A 19,322-nucleotide genomic window follows, 5' to 3' on the forward strand; every position below is an offset into this window, starting at 1 on the left:
TCAACCGACTGGCGGGTAGGCTTGCGCCCTCCCACCGGTCCCGAAAGGAACGCGCCGTGCCGACGTCCAGCGCCAGCACCACCGACTCCGCCAGGTCCAGCAACGGCGGCGGTGTCCAGTCCCTCGAGCGCGCCTTCGACCTGCTGGAGAGGATGGCGGACGCGGGCGGCGAGGTGGGTCTGAGCGAGCTGTCCGCGAGCAGCGGGCTGCCGCTGCCCACCATCCACCGCCTCATGCGGACGCTCGTCGCGTGCGGATACGTACGCCAGCAGCCCAACCGCCGCTACGCGCTCGGCCCGCGCCTGATCCGCCTCGGCGAGTCCGCCGCCCGGCTGCTCGGCACCTGGGCCCGGCCCTATCTCGCCCGGCTGGTCGAGGAGACCGGCGAGACGGCGAACATGGCCCTGCTCGACGGCGACGAGATCGTGTACGTCGCCCAGGTGCCGTCCAAGCACTCGATGCGCATGTTCACCGAGGTCGGCCGGCGCGTGCTGCCGCACTCCACGGGCGTCGGCAAGGCGCTGCTCGCCGGGTTCCCGCCGGAGGAGGTGCGCGCCCTGCTGTACCGCACCGGCATGCCCGCCGCCACGGAGAAGACGATCACCACCCCGGACGGCTTCCTGGCGGCCCTGGAGGACGTGCGGCGCAACGGCTACGCGGTCGACGACAACGAGCAGGAGGTCGGCGTCCGCTGCCTCGCGGTCTCCGTCCCCAACTCCCCCACCGCGGCCGCGATCTCGATCTCGGGCCCGGCGGGCCGCGTCACGGAGGCCGCGACGGACAAGATCGTGCCGGTGCTGCAGCAGGTGGCCGGCGAACTGTCCGAGGCACTGGCCAGCCAGAACCACGCCTGACGGCCATGCAGCGCTGGCCCGGGCGGTACACCGACCGGCACGGCTCGGAGGAGATCGTCTTCGAGTCCGACGGCCGGGAGTCGATCCGTACGACGATCAGGGGTGTCGTCTTCGAGGGCGACATGATGGACGACCTCGGCGCCCTGAGCGGGACCCCGCCCGAGCAGGTGTTCTCCTTCCTCGACGGGGCCCTGTGCTCCTGCCTCCTGGAGTGGGAGGTGCCGATGCCCGTCGAGGTCGAGGGGCAGGGCGTGCGAGCGGGAGTGCTGCACTGCGCCCTGCGGCTCGGGGAGCCGGTGGGCCCGGGCCTGGACGAGCAGAGCCTGATCACCACCCTGCGTCTCGACGGGCACGAGTACCGCAACACGGAAAGCCAGGACGAATTCGAGGAGGCGCTGCACGACATCCAGCGCCAACTGCCGCGAGGGGCACGGATCAAGGCGTGCGTCGCGTGCGCCTGGTCCGACTACAGCCCCGGCGGCCCCCCGCTGATGGCGGGGCTGGCCTGCTTCCGTGACGCCAAGGACCTCTACCGGCGGTGCGACGGCAAACACGGCCCGCACGGCATCTTCGCGATCTGGCAGGAGCGCACGGAGTTCGTACAGGAGACATGGCTCTGCGAGGAGTTCGAGCACCGGACCTCGGACCGGGGCTACCGGGGGCCGTTCCCCTACCTGGGTCCGCTCCGGTGAGCTAACCCCGCCCGCGCGACTGCTCCCCGAACAGATCCACGGCGTTACGAACATCCGACAAGCCCCGCGACAACGCGCTCACGGACCCGATCGCCCCCGCGATCAAGAGCAAGGACCTCCGCAGCCGCGGTGTCTCCGGCACCCCGTCGACCGTCATCGCGGCCAGCGCCGCAAGCTCGTCCTCGGCGATGGCCCGGTCGGGGAACTCGGAGGGATGCGCGGCGAGTTCGCGGCGCAGACGTGACACCGCCGTCCGCAGTTCCGCCACCCTCGGGTCCTCGTCGCTGCCCGTCACCGGCCTCTGTCCCAAGCTCCGCAACACAGCACTCCCCCCTCGCACGCCGTTGTGCGCCAGTAGTCCCGCTCCCCATTGAGCCACCCTGGCGATGGTCGAGCGCCGGGACGCGGGTCAGTAAACGCCACCCATGCCGGGCGCGCCACCGTCCGGACCGAAATTCAGCCCAAGGAAACCCGGCGCACCCGTGGACGTCAGGTATGCAGGACGCATGACGGAGAAAGAAGCACCCCCGGTCGCCGGTCTACTCCTCGCCGCAGGCGGTGGACGACGGCTCGGCGGACGGCCCAAGGCACTCCTCCAGCACCGCGGCCGGCCGCTCGTCGAGCACGCGGTCGGGGTGCTGCGCGCGGCCGGCTGTGCCCGCGTGCACGTGGTGCTGGGGGCGCAGGCCGCCGCCGTACGGGAGCGGGCGGAGCTCGGTGGCTGTGCGCTGGTGGAGAACCCCGACTGGGCCGACGGGATGGGTTCGTCTCTGCGCGCCGGGCTCGACTCGCTCGCCGGTACGGGGGCGAGGGCGGCGCTCGTCTCGCTCGTCGACCAGCCCGGCATCGGAGCGGAGGCGGTCGCGCGCGTGCTGGCCGCGTACGAGGACGAGACGTCGCTCGCCTCGGCCGCGTACGACGGCGTACGCGGGCATCCCGTTCTCTTCGGGGCCGCCCACTGGGCAGGCATCGCGGCGACTGCGACCGGCGATCAAGGGGCACGCGCCTATCTGAAGGAGCGTGCGGAGGCGATCCGTCTTGTCGAGTGCGGGGATGTGGCGCGGCCGTACGACATCGACACGGAGGCCGATCTCACCCACCTTGAGTAAGGGTGGTGGCACCCAGAGCCACCTTCCCTCGATTCAGAGAATCTCGACATCAACAAACGATTGAACTTCCACCATGAGGAAACTAGTATCCACTGTTCAGAAGCGCCCCTCCGCTCCACGGGCGTGATTCGCCCTACCCGGGAAGACTGGCACCCGGTGCCAAAGCTCGACCGCTCGTCTTCGTAGTTCGCTGAAGGAAGTGACAGCTCATGTCCGCACCAGCGCCGTCCCCGCTGGCCATCGTCGACGCCGAGCCCCTGCCCCGGCAGGAGGAGGTCCTTAACGAGGCGGCCCTCGCCTTCGTGGCCGAGCTGCACCGCCGGTTCACGCCCCGGCGTGACGAGCTCCTCGCCCGCCGTGCGGAGCGCCGTGCCGAGATCGCCCGTACGTCCACCCTCGACTTCCTCCCCGAGACGGCCGCGATCCGCGCGGACGACTCCTGGAGGGTCGCCCCCTGCCCGCCCGCACTGCAGGACCGCCGGGTGGAGATCACCGGCCCCACCGACCGCAAGATGACCATCAACGCCCTCAACTCGGGCGCGCGGATCTGGCTCGCGGACTTCGAGGACGCCTCGGCGCCCACCTGGGAGAACGTGGTCCTCGGCCAGGTCAACATGGCCGACGCCTACACCAGGAACATCGACTTCACGGACGAGCGCACCGGCAAGTCGTACGCCCTGCGGCCGAACGACGAGCTGGCCACCGTCGTCATGCGCCCCCGCGGCTGGCACCTGAACGAACGCCACCTCGTCGACGCGGACGGCACCCCGGTCCCCGGCGCGCTCGTCGACTTCGGCCTGTACTTCTTCCACAACGCCCAGCGTCTGCTCGACCTCGGCAAGGGCCCGTACTTCTACCTCCCGAAGACGGAATCGCACCTGGAGGCCCGCCTCTGGAACGAGGTGTTCGTCTTCGCGCAGGACTACGTCGGCATCCCGCAGGGCACCGTCCGCGCGACCGTCCTGATCGAGACGATCACGGCGGCGTACGAGATGGAGGAGATCCTCTACGAACTCCGCGACCACGCCTCGGGGCTGAACGCCGGCCGCTGGGACTACCTGTTCTCCATCGTCAAGAACTTCCGTGACGGCGGCGCCAAGTTCGTCCTCCCGGACCGCAACGCGGTGACGATGACCGCCCCCTTCATGCGGGCGTACACCGAACTCCTCGTCCGCACCTGCCACAAGCGCGGCGCGCACGCGATCGGCGGCATGGCGGCGTTCATCCCGTCCCGCCGGGACGCCGAGGTCAACAAGGTGGCCTTCGAGAAGGTCCGCGCCGACAAGGACCGCGAGGCCGGCGACGGCTTCGACGGCTCCTGGGTGGCCCACCCCGACCTGGTCCCGATCGCCATGGAGTCCTTCGACAAGGTCCTCGGCGACAAGCCGAACCAGAAGGACCGCCTGCGCGAGGACGTCCACGTCGAGGCGGCCGACCTGATCGCCGTCGACTCCCTGGACGCCAAGCCGACGTACCCGGGCCTGGTCAACGCCGTCCAGGTCGGCATCCGCTACATCGAGGCCTGGCTGCGCGGCCTCGGCGCGGTCGCCATCTTCAACCTCATGGAGGACGCGGCCACCGCCGAGATCTCCCGCTCCCAGATCTGGCAGTGGATCAACGCGGGCGTCGAGTTCGAGAACGGCGAGAAGGCCACCCCGGAGCTGGCCCGCAAGGTCGCCGCCGAGGAACTGTCCGCCATCCGCACCGAGATCGGCGAGGAGGCCTTCGCGGCCGGCCACTGGCAGCAGGCCCACGACCTGCTTCTGGAGGTCTCCCTCGACGAGAACTACGCGGACTTCCTGACGCTGCCGGCGTACGAGCAGCTGAAGGGCTGAGCCCTCAGGAGACCGATGTGTCCGAGTGGCCCAGGGACTTCCCCGGGGCCACTCGGTCGCGTACGGCCTGCTTCACGGCCGTGGGCTCCGGGAAGCCCTGTTCCCTGCGGTCCCATACGACCTCGTCGTCGACGCGGACGACGAAGACGCCGCCCTTGCCGGGCTTCAGCGCCAGCTCGGACAGCTCCGCCTCGAAGGTCGTGAGCAGCTCCTGTGCCAGCCATGCCGCGCGCGGCAGCCAGCGGCACTGGGTGCAGTACTCGATCTCCACACGGCCACTCATCCGAGGTGCACCGTCCAATCCTGTTCCGCGGCCGGCTTGCCGTGCAGGTCGGGGACCTGCTTCAGCCACTTCGGCCGGCCTTGCTGTGTCTTCGCCGCCCGGAGGGCCTCCTCGGCGGCGAGCTCCTCCCGGCTGGGGAAGTCCGTGGGCAGCCACTGCTGCGAGGCGCGCACGCGCGCGTGGAGGTACGTCACGTAGGCCTCCCGTGCCTCGCCGGGCGTGGCGAAGTCGGTCAGCCAGGGGTCCGGGACCTCGGCCACGATCTCCCGCAGCAGTTCCTCGGTCACCTTGGGCGCCAGCTCCGCGTCGGCCGCGCGTACGTCCGGGGCGTAGTGGCCCAGGGCGTGGTGACGGAAGTCGTACGCCTTCTCGGGGTCGGAGCCGTCCCAGCGGTGGTGGAAGACCAGGGCCGCCCCGTGGTCGATCAGCCACAGGTGCGGGGGGACGGTCCCGAGGGTCGGCCAGATCATCAGGTTCGAACTGTGCACCGTACGGTCGACGTTCGTGGTCAGGGCGTCCAGCCAGACGATCCGGCCGGCCTCCAGCGGGTCGACGCGGAAGGTCTTGGCGACCTCCGGGGTGAAATCCACCGCGCCCGGCAGACAGTCCATGCCGAGGTTGACCCCCGCGCTGGACGCGTGCAGCTCCCGCACCTCCTGGTGCGGCTCGTGCTCCGCGATCGCGGGATCGAAGTGGACCAGGACCAGTTCGGGGAAGCGCAGCCCCAGGGCGCGGGCGAGTTCACCGACGATCACCTCGGCGACCAGCGCCTTGCGGCCCTGCGCGGAGCCGGTGAACTTCACGACGTAGGTGCCCAGGTCGTCGGCCTCGACGACTCCGGGCACGGAGCCGCCGGAGCGCAGGGGCTCGATATAGCGGGTGGCGGTGACCTCTCTCAGCATCTTCAAAGGCCCCACAGCAGTCCGTCGATGGCAGTGCGCCCCTTACTTCCGGCCTCCGGCATGAAGTGAGCATAGTAACCAAGCGTGACAGCCGGGGAGGAGTGCCCGAGCCATCGTGCCAGCGTCACCACGGACTCCCCCGCCTCCAGCATGATCGAGGCGTAGGTGTGCCGCAGCACGTGGAAGGCGTCCTTCGGCGCCGCCTCCCGCTGCCAGTCCTTCGCACCCTTGGCGCGCGGCGGAATGACGCCGGCCTTGGCCGGCGCCGGCTTCCAGGTGTAGGTATTCCACGTGTTCACCGCCACGGCGTTGCCGAATCGGGTGGTGAGCAGGAGGGAGAACTTCTTCCGCTGCTTGTCCGCCTCTGGCCTCCCCCACGGAAGCTCCACCTCCACCGGCGGGAACGCCTCGACGTGACGCTTCAGCTCGTCCGCCACCGAGGAGGGCATGTCGATGATGCGCGTCTTCGCCCCCTTCGGCAGGGCGAAGTACAACGTCCCCTTGATGGCCTGAACTTGGCGACGAACGTGGAGAACGCCTCGGGCACAGTCGATGTCCTCTGGGCTCAAACCGAAGACTTCGCCCTGCCGAAGTCCGCACCCCAGCCCGACGACGACGGCTATTCGGTGCCGCGGACTGATCACATCACGGACTCGGAGCGCCGTCTCCAGCGGCCACGTTTCGCGTCGCTCCTTCGGCGCCTTCGGCCAGCGCACGGACTTCGCGTGCATGGGGTTCCTGGCGAGCCGCTTGTCGTCGACGGCAGCCTCCAGAATGCTCGACAGCTCGGACAAGATGCCGCGCCGGTAGTCGACCGAGGAGACTGTCGTCTCCAACGTAGCTATGTACGCGCGGAGTTCGGCTGCCGTGATGTTCCGGAGCGGCGCAACAAGTCCGGCGGATGGTGCTCGCTCCTTGCAGGATGAGAAAGCGACCTCGTGCGTCGCCCGCGCTGCGAATGGTGACGCCTGGGAAGCACCCGGACACGGGTGCGAAACGGGACCGTCGCGGCTGGCAACGTCGACCAGACGCGGGGGCTGGCGGCCGCCGCCCCGGGGCCTTCGGTACCGCCACGCAGCCGGGCACGATCGCCGGGGGCGAGGACGCTACGGCCTCGCACGAGGCCGTGCAGGACCGCGGTTGGTCGTGGCTCCCGCAGGTCCGCCTCGGGTCTGGCAGCCTCCGCCTCGCAGGCCGGCTGCTTCAAGGGCCGTCGGCGAACCGGCACACCGTTGGTCGGGCAGTCCCCGGGCCGGCGACCAGGGCCCGGGAGGAAGACCATCCTCACCGTGATCACCCTGCCTGGACTCTCGTCCTGCGGGACCGCGGGGAGCGGGAAGGGCGGTGGGTGTGGAGGACGAGCAGCGCCAGGGCGCCGGTCGCTGCGGACCAGGTGAGGGAGAGCAGGCCGTGGGACCAGGGAATGTGCGCGGTGAGGGCTGAGCTCAGCGCCAGCTGGGTCACGCCGTACAGAGGAAGCACGGACACGCCTGCCACATCCATGAGCGTGTTGAAGACGGGATTCTGCAGGCCGGTGTCGACCAGGCTGAGCATGATGATGAGGAAGAAGCCCTCCAGCTCGCCGCGGACCAGAGAGCCGAGCAGAAGACCGATGCCGCCGTAGGCGAGGCCCGCGCCCGCAAGCGCCAGCCCCAGAGGGCCGGCGTGGCGCACGGGCAGGGAGATCCACAGCAGAATCGTGGTGTAGAACGCCAGCAGGGCGGCGGTGAGGGCGACGGCAGCCAGTTTCGCCAGCAGCATCGGAAGCCGGGGGTAGCCGGCCAACAGCAGACGGCGGTCCATCTGCCGCGACTGGAAGGTCTCCGTGAAGGTGATGAAGCCGGCGACCAGGGTGACGGCGCCCAGAGCGCTGGCCACCTGGCCCACCTGGCTGGCCCGGCCGGAGACGGGGGCGCTGATGGCGTCCAGCCAGATGCCCACCACTGCGTCGGACGTGCACAGGCGTGCCACAGCGATCCAGACCGGGATGAACGCCACTGCCAGAACCAAGGCCAGCCGGTTGCGCAGGTGACCCAGCAGAGTGCAGCGCAGCAGTTCGGTGAATGCCGCCCAGGACAGCCTCAACGGTTGGTCTCCTCGAAGTGCAGACGCCCTTGACGCAGATGAGCGATCGCGTCGAAGTGGTGCAGGTCGTGCAGCAGGTGCGACACCACGATGATCGACCGGCCCTGATCACGCAGATCGGCGGCCAGGGTCCAGAACCGCTGATGGGTGTCCCAGTCAAAGCCCTGGTAGGGCTCGTCCAGGACCAGCAGCTGCGGATCGTGCATGAGGGCGATCAGCAGGTTCAGCTTCTGTCGCGTTCCGCCACTGAGCTCGCCGACCTGCTGTCGTCGGCAGCCGGTCAGTGCCAGTAGTTCCATCAGCTCGTCGACGCGCTCCAGCGTCGGCAGCCGGTAGGCCATCTGGAACAAGCGCAGATGCTGCCCGACGGTGAAGGCATCGTTCAGTACCACTCGTTGCGGGCAGTACCCCACCGCCCCGGCCCGGGTCACCGTTCCGCGGTCGGGTGCGAGGTGTCCTACGGCGATCTGCAGCAGAGTGCTCTTGCCCGCCCCGTTCTCACCGACGACTCCTACCAGCGTCCCGGCGGGCACATCGAGGTGGACGTCGCGCAGGACCTGCCTGCCGCCGTACTCCTTGCATACTCCGCTGATCCGAAGCCGTGGCCGGTGACGCGTCGTTGCCATCTGCACATCAGCCCCTCGTGAGATCGGATGGGCGTAGCGCGTCGGTCCGCAGGGGGCCCACCGGCAGACCAACACCTACCTGCTTCATCCGGGACCTGGCCGATCAGCTGCGCTCGGCCCGGACGGTCCGGCCCCGGCGGACCGATCGCCTGCGCGCGGTGCGCGCTGATGCGCGGTTCAACGAGTCCGTACCGCTGGTGTAACGGCAGCCACCGCATCAGCATCGCCACTCCACAGGCTGTGCGCCTCCCAGTTGGGCGTGACGTGCGGCGCCATCTGCCGTTGTAGAAAGCGATGCCCCCGACACCACAGCCAGACTTCCACGCGTCCACGATCGTGATCGGAGCCGGTCCCCATGGCCTCGCGGTTGCCGCGCTACTGCGCCGCGCCGGGGTGGCGACCGTGATACTGGAACAGGCGGACCGGGTCGGAGCGAACTGGACCCAGCGGTATGACCATCTACGCCTGCACACCACCCCCGGCGCCTCGAAGCTCCCCGGCCTGCCGGTGCCGCGCCAGGCAGGCCCATGGGTGAGCCGGGACGACTACGTGCGATACCTGGAGGACTACGTCGCCCATCACCGACTCGACGTCCGGGTGAGCAGCCCGGTGCAACGCGTCGAACGGGCCGAGCCCGGTTCGGGAGCACGGTGGCTGGTCCACACCCCGGACGGTCCCGTGCCCACTGGCGCGGTCGTGGTGGCCACCGGCCGCTGCCATACCCCGAACCTCCCCCATTGGCCCGGGCGTTCGACCTTCACCGGAACACTGCTGCACTCGGCCCACTACCGCTCTCCGGCCCCCTACCGCGGGCAGCACGTCCTGGTGGTCGGCGCCGGCAACAGCGGTACCGAGATCGCGAGCGTCCTGGCCGGGGCCGGAGCCGAACGGGTATGGATCGCGGTCCGTACGCCACCCAACATCCTGCCCCGCTCCAGCGCCCGGTGGCATGCGGTCGGGCGGCTGACGGAGGCCCTCCCGCTCGCGTGGCGCGACCGCACCTCCCTGCTCACGCAGCGTCTCGCGGTGCCCGACCTGACGTCACGGGGACTGCCGCGGCCCCGCACGGGCCTGTACACCCGCAACGCCCGCGAAGGGGTCAACCCGGTGCTCGACCACGGGTTCGTGGACGCCGTCCGGTCCGGGAGGGTCGAGCCGGTCGCGGCCGTCCAGGCGTTCGACGGCCCCGACGTGTTACTGGCCGACGGCACCCGACTGCAACCCGACACGGTCATCGCGGCCACCGGCTACCGGCCCGCCCTGCACGACCTGGTCGGGTCCCTGGGCGTACTCGACGAAGCCGGGCAACCCCTCGCCGTAGGGGCACAGACCCATCCCGAAGCCCCGCGCTTGTACTTCGCCGGATACACCAATCCCCTTACGGGTGTCCTTCGCCAGGCGGGCATCGAGGCACGCGCCATCACCCACGCACTTCGACGTGAGACGGCGCGGGCACCCCTTCTCACCGCCCAGGTCGGCGACCGCACAGCCGGCACACCCCAACAAGGGCACAGTCCGAGCTGACGGAGCTTCGAAAGCTTGGCCCTTCAGCGGCGCAGCCTGTACGGCGATTGGATGCCGCGGCGGCGGTAGGAGACAGGCGTGGACACTTCGACGGAGCGCATGCCTGGTAAGTGAGGGGGACGTCGGTGGGGGCAGAGCGCCGCACACGGTGTGGGGGAAACCCTCCCCGACGTTCCAGGGCTGAACCACCGCCTTGGCCCTGCGCTCCGCCTTGCGTGTCTTCCGAGGGATCGTGGCCTCCTGGGCAACGTTCGCGGCGACCAGGCGCCGGGCCACTGCCCGGTTCAGTGCCTCCTTCAGCCGCGTTTGCTGGCGGTGGCCCTATCGGGAGTGGGCGTGGGACGCGCATGCCGGCGGGCATAGCGCTGGTGGCGGGTACGGTCCGATGCATCTGACGGACGTGACGGCATCCATGCTGGCCGCCGGGGACGCAGGCGCGGTGGGGCGTCCCGCACCCACCGCCGCACGGGCTGAGCCGCTTGCCGGCTCCGTGAGCGGTCCAGGCCGGGGTGGGGCGCGGCGGCGAGCCGCCCCGGCCGGGCCTCATCGGATGTGCTTCGTCGGCTTGGTCGCGGCGTAGAGCAGATACTCCAGGGGTCCGCGGCGGAAGAAGCGGGACCAGATCGCGGCGAACACGATCGCCCCGAGGACGAACAGGAGCAGCGGCACCCAGGACTGCTGGGTGCTGGTTCCGCTGGGCATGGACAGCGCGGACTGTGCGACGAAGTGGCCGACGTAGGCCGTCAGGGACATGGTGCCCACGGCGATGACCGGTTTGGCCAGGCGGCGCAGTCGCGGCAGGCGGTCCATCGCCGCCGTCGCGCCCACGATCACGAGGATCGCGACTCCCACGCTGCCGATGATGTCGAACGTGGTACCGCTGTGCGGCCCGGCCGTCAAGAGCATCGATGCCTGGGGCTCGAACGACCCGCCGTCGGGGGACATCGCCCCGGAGCTACCGGACGACGGCCCGCCTTCCGCCAAGCTGTCCAACGCGTCCTTGCCGGCCAGCAGCAAGGACATGCCGTACGCGGCCACGGTGAGGGCGGCGCCGAGCGCGGCCAGGCGCCGCTGGACGGCGGTCGCGGACAGGTCGAGGCGGGCCAGCGCCATACCGGCGATCACGAACGACATCCACGTGATCGTCGGGTAGAAGCCGGTGAACAGGAGATCGAGCACTCCCACGTCGCTGAGCCGGTGGAGCGGGTCGTAGGCGTTGATGCTCTGCTGGATCGGCTGGGTCAGCAGCGAGTTGAGGGCGAACGCCAGCTGTGGTGTGACGAGGGCGAGGGCGGCCGCGGTGATCGCGAGTGTCTTGGCGCGCAGTCGCACCAGGGGCAGGGCGAGCAGGAAGTAGACCCCGTAGAAGCCGAGGATGATCACTCCCCCGTATTCCATCGCCATCGCGGTGCCCAGCGTCAGCAGGATCACGGCGCGGATCGCGATCCTGGCCTTCGCCTGCCGGCCGGCCAGGCCGGTCTTCGGCTCCCGGCGGCCGGCGAGCAGCATCAGTGAGAACCCGGCGAGGGTGGCGAAGAGGACCGACGAGTGACCGTCCGCCAGGTACCGGATCCAGCTGGCGACGCCGTCCGTGGCCGACAGCGGGGGGCCGATGTGCACGACGTACATGCCGAACACCGCCAGCGCGCGGGCCAGGTCCACCCCGACGAGGCGTCCTATCGACGGACCGGGCGAGGCCGGCACGGCGGACTCCGGCGGGGTTCGGGGCTGCGGCGGCGAGTTCTCCTGCGGAGCTGACGTCTCCTGCAGCGGCTGCGACTTTGTCATACGGAGAATCTCGCGTGGACGTCAGGAGGCGGACCATCCGGCAGGCTTCGGTAACGGCCCCGCCGATCAGCGGGTACCGCCCCGCCGACCGGCGGAGTCTCGTCCCGACCGGTCCGGCGCGACCGGACGGCGGTCTTCTCCAGCCACTCGGCGGGGGTGGACCCGACAGTTGCCGGATGGGCGCGAGGCGGCCGGGCTTCCAGGCTGGAGGCATGACACACCGTGCACGACACAAGGAGTGCGAGGACGAGGACTTCCTCGGATCATCGGCCGGCGTACCGGGCCGTGACGCCATCCCTGGCAGGGGCGAGTTTCTGGAGTTCCTCGGCCTGACCCTGTCGGCGGGCGCCTTCGTCCTGTTCGTCGTCGTGCGTCCTGAGGTCTCCGAAACGTTGGTGCACGCCCTCGCCGCGAGGACAGCCGCCTTCGTCCCCTGAGCCGGCACATGCTCACCCCTGGTGTGCCGGACCGCTGTTGCGGTGCCCGGCAGACCGCAGAAGAAAGGAATCTCGTGAACACCGCATCCGCCCCGACGACGGATGAAACGTCCCTGTCCGCCCGAGAGACGGTCAAGGCGCTGTACGCGTATGTCCGACCGCACCGGTGGGCCGTCGCTCTCGGCTTGTTGTGCGCCCTGGTCGGGGCCGCCGGGGGACTGTTGCAGCCGCTGGCCACCAAGGCACTGGTGGACCGGCTCGCGACAGGTGAGACCATCGCCGGGATCCTGATCGCGCTCACCGCGCTGGTGGTGCTGGGCACGGCGGTCGAGGCGTTCGGCGCGTATGTGCTGGAACGGACGGCGGAGTCGGTGGTCCTGGCCGCGCGGCGCACCCTTGTGGGGCGGTTGCTGCGGCTGCGGATCGCGGAGTGGGAGCGGATCCCGCCGGGTGATCTGATGTCCCGGGTCACCTCGGACACCACGCTGCTGCGGGCGGTCAGCACCCAGGCGGTCGTCTCCGCGGCGAGCGGCGCGGTGGCCTTCGTGGCGGCGATCGTGATGATGGCGTTCCTGGACGTCGTGCTGCTGGGTGTGACGCTCGGCGTGGTCGTGCTGGTCGGTGGGGCCGTCGCGCTGGTGATGCCGAGGATCGCCCGGGCCACCGAGCGGTCGCAGGAGGCGGTCGGGGAGATTTCCGTCGCGCTGGAGCGGGCTCTCGGGGCGTTTCGCACGGTGAAGGCGTCCGGTGCCGAGGAGCGGGAGACCGCCCGGGTGGAGGCGGCGGCACGGCGGGCGTGGCGGCACGGCGTGAAGAGCGCGAAGTGGGAAGCCGTGGCAGGCTCGGCGGACGAACTCGCCGTACAGCTGGCCTTTCTCGCGGTGCTCGCGGTCGGCGGGGCGCGGGTGGCGTCCGCGGAGATCCCCGTGTCCACCCTCATTGCCTTCCTGCTGTACCTCTTCTACCTGATCGAACCGGTGTCCAAGCTGGTCGACGCCGTGTCCCACTATCAGGAGGGGGCGGCCGCGATCTCCCGGATCGCGCACGTGGAACGCCTGTCGACGGAGCCGCCCGCCCAGCGGAACGGCGCCCTGCCCAGGCAGCGGGCAGCGGTGCCGGGCCCGGCGTCGGTCCGCTTCGAGGACGTGTCCTTCCGCTACCGTCCGGGCCTGCCGTATATCCACCAGCAGGTGAGTTTCGAGGTGCCGGGCACCGGGATGACGGCCTTCGTCGGCCCCTCCGGTGCGGGCAAGTCGACGGTCTTCGCGCTCATCGAGCAGTTCTACGAGGCCACTGGCGGCCGGGTCCTGGTCGACGGAAAGGACGTACAGGACTGGTCCCTGTCCGAACTACGGTCTGCCATCGGGTACGTGGAGCAGGACGCTCCGGTGCTGGCCGGCACGCTGCGCGAGAACCTGGTCTTCGCCGCGCCCCGCGCGACGGACGACGACATCCGCGACATCCTGGCACGGACGAAGCTCGACACCCTCGTCAAGCGCCTGCCCCACGGCCTGGACACCCCGGTCGGACACCGCGGCTCGCAGCTGTCGGGCGGCGAGCGGCAGCGCATCGCGATCGCCCGCGCACTGCTGCGGCGGCCCCAGCTGCTGCTCCTTGACGAGGCGACGTCGCAGCTCGACGCCGTCAACGAGCTGGCGCTGCGGGACGTCGTCGCGGAGGTGGCTCGGGAGACCACCGTGCTGGTGGTGGCCCACCGCCTGTCGACGGTGACAGAAGCCGACCGGATCGTCGTGATGGACGCCGGACGGGTCCGGTCGGTGGGCACCCATGATGAACTCGTGGCCCAGGACCAGCTGTACGCGCAGCTGGCGGCCACCCAGCTCCTGGCCCCCGCGCGATGACCCACCCCCGTAGGGTTGTCCGGCCGTCCACTGCCCCATTCGGCCGGACAACCACACGCGCCGACGCCCACGCAAACCAAGACCGCGAAAGGCCCGCATGCACACCGAGTCCGCCATCCCTTACAGACATGCGATGTAAGGCTGGCTGGCCCAGCCGACGGCGCTGTTCGGCGGCGTGTAAGGGCTCCTGGTGTCGAGTTCGGCCGTCGCCGCGCTCACGCAATTCGGCGAGGTGACTCGGGCGGCGCGCATGGACGACGCTCTGTGGGTCCTGTTCACCGCCCTCGCTTCGGTCCTGGCCCATGGTTATGCCCACCGGATCGGCCACCGCGATGCCCAGGGCCATCCTGGCGTACTGGGTGTGGTGCGTGCCGTGCTCGGCGAATGGCCGTTGGTGCTGGCGGCGCTGCCCGCCACACTGCTGCTGTTTGGGGCGGGCCGTGGCTGGTGGCGTTCCCAGGGCATCGAATAGTCGATTCGCCCGCGCGCTCGTCGCCAACGGCTCCGGCCAAAGTCCGCACGCCCCCGCTGGACGGCAGGACACAACCCGCCGCCTGGCGGACGGAACTGCGGGTCGTGACAGGAGGTTTGGACGTCAGCGAGGTGCACCCACAGCCACCACCACGGCATTTTGGTCACGGCCGCCGAGGACCCCGCGTCAAGCTCCCGTCGTCCGCCCCTGGGCGAGGCGGAAACCAGGGCCGTCAGCCTGGTGCCGGGGTATTCGCCGTCCTGACGCGGCACCTGACAGAGTCAGAACGGGTAACCGGCGTCCGCGAAGGCGTGTGGGTTTGCACGTCTGGCCCGAGGGAAGACCCCAAGCCCCTGGGCCGCACCCTGCCCGACTGGACGTCGAGGGCACACGTCTGCAGAAGGTCCCCGAAGCGAAGCGCACGGAGCCCGAGCGGGTCTGTGGAGCCGGAGCAAGCCGACGGGCCAGCATGAGGTCTTGGCCGGTCAGTCCGCACTGAGCGGAATCCGCAGCCGCACCCGGTAGCCGCCCTCCGAGGTCGGGCCCGACTCCAGGGTGCCGTGCAGGATGTCGGCCCGTTCCCGCAGACCGACCAAGCCCTGCCGTGAACCGGGCAGGGGCAGGGAGGGACGCGTGGGCGCGGTGTTGGTGACGGTCACTCCGACGTCGTCGCCGTCCTGCCACAGTTCGACGCGGGCCGTGGCGCCGGGGGCGTGCTTGCGTACGTTGGTCAGCGCCTCCTGGACCGTGCGGTAGACGGCCCGTTGGGCGGGCGTGCCCACGGCGGGCGGAAGCTCACCCGTCAGCTGTACGTGAGTGCCGCTTGATTCCACCAGTTTGTGCAGGTCGGCCAGGGTAGGCTGCGGAGTCAGCTCCGTGCCGTGGCCGCCGGAGGCGCGCAGCAGCGTGACCATGGTGCGCAGTTCGTCGAGTGTGGTGACGCTCAGCGAACGGATCGTGCGGGCGGCCTCCTTGGCGTCCAGGTCCTGGGTGGCGACCTGCAGGGCTCCGGCCCGTACGGCGATCAGGCTGACCTGGTGGGAGACCACGTCGTGCATCTCGCGGGCCAGCTGGGCGCGTTCGCGGGCGAGGACGGCCTGGGCGTGCAGGGCCCGCTCGTGCTCCCTGGCCTCCTCGATCTCGACCAGTCGCCGCGCCAAGTCCCGTTGCGCCTGGAGAAGCTGGCCGAAGAGGACCGGGGCCGAGGCGGTCGCGAGGCTGTAGACGAAGACGACCAGCGTCATGGTCCGGTCGACGTCGGCCAGGGGCCACGGAGTGCTGCCCGCGATGGCGGACAGGGCGACGCACCCCGCGAGGAGACGGCGGTTGCGGGAGTGTTCGGCCAGCGTGAACAGCGCCACGAGCACAGCGACGGCGATGTCCTGCATCAGCGCGATGGGCAGGTTGAGCAGGAACACGCCGAGCGGGAACCTGCGCCGGAAAGCCAACGCGGCGCAGCCGAGCGCGGCCAGCGCGACACCGAGGCGCGTGTGCTCCCACATGTTCAGCCATACGTCCACGGCCGCCACCGCAACCAGGACGATGTCGACGACCGGTGCGGGAACCCGCTGCCACACGGCGCGTGCACGGCTCATCGGCCGGTCTCCGACCGCGGGCGCTCGTCGAGCAGTCCGGCCCGCTGCGCCAGCAGCGCGGCCTGCACCCGGCTGGTCACCCGCAGCTTGGTGAGGATCGCGCTGACGTGGTCCTTCACCGTGCCGGCACTCAGGTGGAGGCGCGCCCCGATGTCGGCGTTCGACAGCCCCTCGGCCACCAGGACGAGGACCTCGCGCTCACGCGCCGTGAGCAGCCGGACGCGGGCCGCCTCCTCGTCGACGGCCGTCTGGGTGCCCTGGTGGCTGTGCAGCAGCGTCCGCGACGCCTTGGGGGACAGCACCACACCGCCCGCGGCCAGGGTGCGCACCAGATGCGCGAGCTGCTCCGGCTCGGTGTCCTTGAGCAGGAAACCGGCCGCGCCGCACTGCAGCGCGGTCAGGATGTACTCGTCGGCGTCGAACGTCGTCAGCATCGCCACCACCGGAGCATCAGGCATCGTCCGCAGCTCGCGCAGCACGGTGAGCCCGTCGACGTCCGGCATCCGGATGTCCAGCAGCACCACGTCGGGCCGCGCCCCGCGGACGGTCTCCACGGCGTCGCCCCCGCCCGCGGTCGCGACGACCTCGATGTCCTGCGAGGCACCCAGAATGAGTTCGAAGCCCGAGCGGACCAGTGCCTCGTCGTCCACCACCACTACCCGGATCACGCGCGCTCCGCCTCACCTTCGTCCATGCCCGTCCCACCCCATGCCGACCCGACCCTAAAGCCCCCAAGAGCCCCCGCGGGCCGACGAACGGCAGCTCCAGCCACACGGCGGGGTATCACCCTCCGGTCGGCAGGGACACCACAGCCATCTGTCGGATACTCCACGATCGGCCCGGTCTCCAGCCTGACGGCATGACACATCACCCGGGCTCCCCGCCGCTCCCGGCCGACGCACCGTCCCCTGAACGCGAGCGCACCAAGCCCTCGGCCGGCGCGCCCGGCGTGGGCCGGCTGGTCGGACTGGACCTGGCCCGGGTGCCGGAGACGGCCCTGGGAGTGCCGGAGGCGAGGGAGTCGCCGGGAGAGGCCGCTGGCACAGGCGATTCCCCCGCCAGGGCGGAGACGACGGCACACGGAGCGCGCGGCGTCCAGCGGCTCCTGCATGCCGGCCACCATGCAGGCGAAGCCGGTGCCCTGCGAACCGGCACACCGCGTCATTCCGAAGGAATGCGAAACTCGAATTCGGGACGGTCCCACGGCACGGCGGGCGGGTTCGCGAGCGCGGTCCCGGTCCGCACTGCACCAACGCGGTCGTAGAAGCCCTCGGCGGGAAGATGCGACACGACCTTGACACGGTCGAGCCCGGCGGCACGGGCCTCGGACTGCATGTGCGCCACGAGCAGCCGTCCAATACCCCGTCCTTGCGCTTCGTCGGCAACGAACAGCAGGTCGAGCTCCGGTGGAGCGAGGACGAGCGAGTAGAACCCGAGGACCCGGCCTCCATGCTCGTCGGCGCCGACGGCCGCAAAGGCGCGGTGGGCCTCGATGTAATCAGGACCGACCCGGTAGCCCGCGACTGCGGCTGCGTACTTACCCTCGTAGGCGCCTGAGCCACGCACGAGCCGCGTGAGCCGTTTGGCATCCCGCGCGACTGCCCTCCGTATCGTGATCGGCTGGCTGATCTGGGAAGTGCGTGAACTCATCGGGAGAGTATTTCGCACCGGGGAGTGCCTTCCTGCGGCGGGTCGGCTGCTCGGGCAGGCGTTCCTGCACTGCTCCCGGGAACCACTCGTGCGAGCGCAACCGATCTCACGCCGAAGCCGCGCCGGAGCGCTTCGGTGCGGCTTCGGCGTCTCACGGCTCCGCGCGGAGGTCCCCGTCGGAACGGTTTCCGGCGGGCCTCGCCGTATCTTGGCCTCCTTGGTGCGGCGCTCGTAGTAGTCCCGGGTGCGCGGGTCGACGCGCGAGCGGGTCTGCACATTCCGGTGCAGGGCGGCGTTGGCCTGCCGGTCGCCGCCACGGTTGAGACGCCGGTACTGCCGAGTGCCCGAGGAACGCTCGACAGGGCTGACCCCGCACAGCGCGGCGAAGGACGCCTCAGTGCCCAGGCGTTCCGGGTTGTCCCCCATCGTGATCAGCAAAGTGACGGCCGTGTCCGGACCGATACCCACCACGGTGAGCAGCTGCGGTGCGTGGCGTTTCACGAGCCGGGCCAGGCGGCCGTCCAAGTCCTGGATCTGCTCGGTGAGCTGCCCGATTTGGTGGGCCAGCAGACACAGGGTAGTGCGGGTGGTCTGCAGCACCGCCTCTTCTCCGTCTTCGCCGTCTTCGCCGTTCTTGCCGTCGTCGGCGAGCCGTGCGCAGGTGCGGATGAGTTTTGCGTTGTGTAGCCCGGCCAGGTCTTCCCGCAGGTTCGGGTCGGCACTGACGAGGACGGCCTTGAGCTGGTTGATCGCCTGGGTGCGGGCCTTGACCGCCGTCCCCTTGGCGAGTTTGCACATCCGGGCGACCTCCACCGGCCCATCACCCGACTTGGCCTGAGCGCGCGCCCGCCCGCTCAACACCGCCCGGGCCGCGTTCTCGGCATCAAGGGGGTCCGACTTGCCGCGCCGACGGCGGTCGGACCGGTCGGACCGGTTCACATCGAACACGTCCACGCCCTGAGCCAACAGATAGCGGGACAGGGCCGCCCCGAAGGAACCAGTCCCCTCCACGCCGGCCCGACGCACCGTGCCCAGCCCCCTGGCCCACTCCAGCAGATCGCGGTACCTGGCCGTGGTGGTGGGAAACGCCTCCGCGCCGATCACTCTCCCCACCAGGGAAAGCACAGCCGCCACATGGGCATCCCGATGCGTGTCCACTCCGAGGACCACTTCCCCACTGGCCGGCGTCGCTGGCTACGCGGGGAAGGGGGCGTGCCAGTCACGACCGGTCTCCTTCCGACTCGACGGCTTGTCGCGTAGCCGGCACCGGAGCGCGCGGACGGTCAGAACCGTGACGACGTCTGGTCGGCAAGCCCCCATCGAGACACACCCGGCCGGCCCGGTACCAGCAACGCACCGTCCCCGACCAGCGGTCGACACAGCGTGAGCAAGACACCCCGGTCAGAGATCTCAAGAGTCAGACCCCGCCGCTGGGCAGCACCCGCCAATTCTCCCCACACTCAGTGGCCCCCGGTCCAAGACCGCAGAACATGCACGATCCCAGCTCATGGGGCACCCTGAATCCGATTCCGGCCGACCACAACGGGCCGCGAAGGTCGTCATCACGTGCAACCTCGACTTCAGCGGCCGTGAGTGCATGCCCGGGCC

General features: G+C 70.3%; 18 protein-coding genes and 1 pseudogene. 8 read left to right on the plus strand and 11 right to left on the minus strand.

What is annotated here, in order from left to right; translation table 11 throughout:
* Positions 1-56 precede the first annotated feature (56 nt).
* The gene (locus QQM39_RS06460; protein WP_301995664.1) at positions 57-854 is read left to right on the plus strand and encodes an IclR family transcriptional regulator; all 798 of its coding nucleotides are present in this window, start codon (positions 57-59) and stop codon (positions 852-854) included.
* Between the two features lie 5 nt (positions 855-859).
* Positions 860-1,546 (plus strand): DUF6304 family protein, encoded by a 687-nt coding sequence (locus QQM39_RS06465; RefSeq protein ID WP_301995665.1) that lies wholly within the window; start codon positions 860-862, stop codon positions 1,544-1,546.
* A gap of 1 nt (position 1,547) precedes the next feature.
* Here QQM39_RS06465 and QQM39_RS06470 read toward each other — a convergent pair whose 3' ends face one another.
* Positions 1,548-1,868: a DUF5955 family protein gene (locus QQM39_RS06470; RefSeq protein WP_301995666.1), complete on the minus strand. Its 321-nt coding sequence runs from the start codon at positions 1,866-1,868 to the stop codon at positions 1,548-1,550.
* Positions 1,869-2,052: 184 nt separating this feature from the next.
* Here QQM39_RS06470 and QQM39_RS06475 point away from each other — a divergent pair, with 184 nt between their 5' ends.
* Complete coding sequence (locus QQM39_RS06475; protein ID WP_301995667.1) at positions 2,053-2,655, plus strand: nucleotidyltransferase family protein; 603 nt, start codon at positions 2,053-2,055, stop codon at positions 2,653-2,655.
* A gap of 209 nt (positions 2,656-2,864) precedes the next feature.
* Positions 2,865-4,490 (plus strand): malate synthase A, encoded by a 1,626-nt coding sequence (aceB, locus tag QQM39_RS06480; protein WP_301995668.1) that lies wholly within the window; start codon positions 2,865-2,867, stop codon positions 4,488-4,490.
* Positions 4,491-4,494: 4 nt separating this feature from the next.
* Here the strand turns inward: aceB and QQM39_RS06485 are convergent, their stop codons facing one another.
* The 5 genes from QQM39_RS06485 to QQM39_RS06505 all read right to left on the minus strand — a co-directional run bounded on the left by QQM39_RS06485 (position 4,495) and on the right by QQM39_RS06505 (position 8,386).
* Entirely contained in the window at positions 4,495-4,773 is a 279-nt protein-coding gene (locus tag QQM39_RS06485; RefSeq protein WP_301995669.1) for a SelT/SelW/SelH family protein, read from the minus strand.
* Complete coding sequence (locus QQM39_RS06490) at positions 4,770-5,675, minus strand: HipA family kinase (protein ID WP_302003499.1); 906 nt, start codon at positions 5,673-5,675, stop codon at positions 4,770-4,772. Before QQM39_RS06490 ends, QQM39_RS06485 begins: the two co-directional genes overlap by 4 nt.
* 2 nt (positions 5,676-5,677) lie before the next feature.
* Positions 5,678-6,511: a site-specific integrase gene (locus QQM39_RS06495; RefSeq protein WP_301995670.1), complete on the minus strand. Its 834-nt coding sequence runs from the start codon at positions 6,509-6,511 to the stop codon at positions 5,678-5,680.
* Between the two features lie 457 nt (positions 6,512-6,968).
* Complete coding sequence (locus QQM39_RS06500) at positions 6,969-7,760, minus strand: hypothetical protein (RefSeq protein ID WP_301995671.1); 792 nt, start codon at positions 7,758-7,760, stop codon at positions 6,969-6,971.
* Positions 7,757-8,386 (minus strand): ABC transporter ATP-binding protein, encoded by a 630-nt coding sequence (locus tag QQM39_RS06505; protein WP_301995672.1) that lies wholly within the window; start codon positions 8,384-8,386, stop codon positions 7,757-7,759. The genes QQM39_RS06500 and QQM39_RS06505 overlap by 4 nt, the downstream gene beginning before the upstream one ends.
* A gap of 294 nt (positions 8,387-8,680) precedes the next feature.
* Here QQM39_RS06505 and QQM39_RS06510 point away from each other — a divergent pair, with 294 nt between their 5' ends.
* The gene (locus QQM39_RS06510) at positions 8,681-9,910 is read left to right on the plus strand and encodes an NAD(P)/FAD-dependent oxidoreductase (protein ID WP_301995673.1); all 1,230 of its coding nucleotides are present in this window, start codon (positions 8,681-8,683) and stop codon (positions 9,908-9,910) included.
* Between the two features lie 543 nt (positions 9,911-10,453).
* Here QQM39_RS06510 and QQM39_RS06515 read toward each other — a convergent pair.
* A complete protein-coding gene (locus QQM39_RS06515) occupies positions 10,454-11,698 on the minus strand; it encodes a DUF418 domain-containing protein (RefSeq protein ID WP_301995674.1) in 1,245 nt (414 codons plus the stop codon).
* A 212-nt stretch (positions 11,699-11,910) separates the two neighbouring features.
* On the opposite strand from QQM39_RS06515, the gene QQM39_RS06520 reads away from it, so the two are divergent.
* The 3 genes from QQM39_RS06520 to QQM39_RS06530 all read left to right on the plus strand — a co-directional run bounded on the left by QQM39_RS06520 (position 11,911) and on the right by QQM39_RS06530 (position 14,469).
* Positions 11,911-12,135 (plus strand): hypothetical protein, encoded by a 225-nt coding sequence (locus QQM39_RS06520; RefSeq protein WP_301995675.1) that lies wholly within the window; start codon positions 11,911-11,913, stop codon positions 12,133-12,135.
* A 74-nt stretch (positions 12,136-12,209) separates the two neighbouring features.
* Positions 12,210-13,997 carry an ABC transporter ATP-binding protein gene (locus QQM39_RS06525; protein WP_301995676.1) on the plus strand — a complete coding sequence of 596 codons (1,788 nt, stop codon included), beginning with the start codon at positions 12,210-12,212 and terminating at the stop codon, positions 13,995-13,997.
* Between the two features lie 190 nt (positions 13,998-14,187).
* Complete coding sequence (locus QQM39_RS06530; protein ID WP_301995677.1) at positions 14,188-14,469, plus strand: hypothetical protein; 282 nt, start codon at positions 14,188-14,190, stop codon at positions 14,467-14,469.
* Positions 14,470-14,954: 485 nt separating this feature from the next.
* On the opposite strand, the gene QQM39_RS06535 is transcribed toward QQM39_RS06530, so the two are convergent.
* From QQM39_RS06535 to QQM39_RS06550, 4 genes and pseudogenes are all read right to left on the minus strand, one after another.
* Complete coding sequence (locus tag QQM39_RS06535) at positions 14,955-16,064, minus strand: sensor histidine kinase (protein WP_301995678.1); 1,110 nt, start codon at positions 16,062-16,064, stop codon at positions 14,955-14,957.
* Positions 16,061-16,732 (minus strand): response regulator transcription factor, encoded by a 672-nt coding sequence (locus tag QQM39_RS06540; protein ID WP_301995679.1) that lies wholly within the window; start codon positions 16,730-16,732, stop codon positions 16,061-16,063. The genes QQM39_RS06535 and QQM39_RS06540 overlap by 4 nt, the downstream gene beginning before the upstream one ends.
* Before the next feature lie 493 nt (positions 16,733-17,225).
* Positions 17,226-17,714 carry a GNAT family N-acetyltransferase gene (locus QQM39_RS06545; RefSeq protein WP_302003500.1) on the minus strand — a complete coding sequence of 163 codons (489 nt, stop codon included), beginning with the start codon at positions 17,712-17,714 and terminating at the stop codon, positions 17,226-17,228.
* 261 nt (positions 17,715-17,975) lie between these two features.
* Positions 17,976-18,884: pseudogene (locus tag QQM39_RS06550) on the minus strand (IS110 family transposase); the annotation flags it as partial.
* Between the last annotated feature and the right edge of the window lie 438 nt (positions 18,885-19,322).

This window comes from Streptomyces sp. DT2A-34 (assembly GCF_030499515.1).
GTDB lineage: Bacteria > Actinomycetota > Actinomycetes > Streptomycetales > Streptomycetaceae > Streptomyces.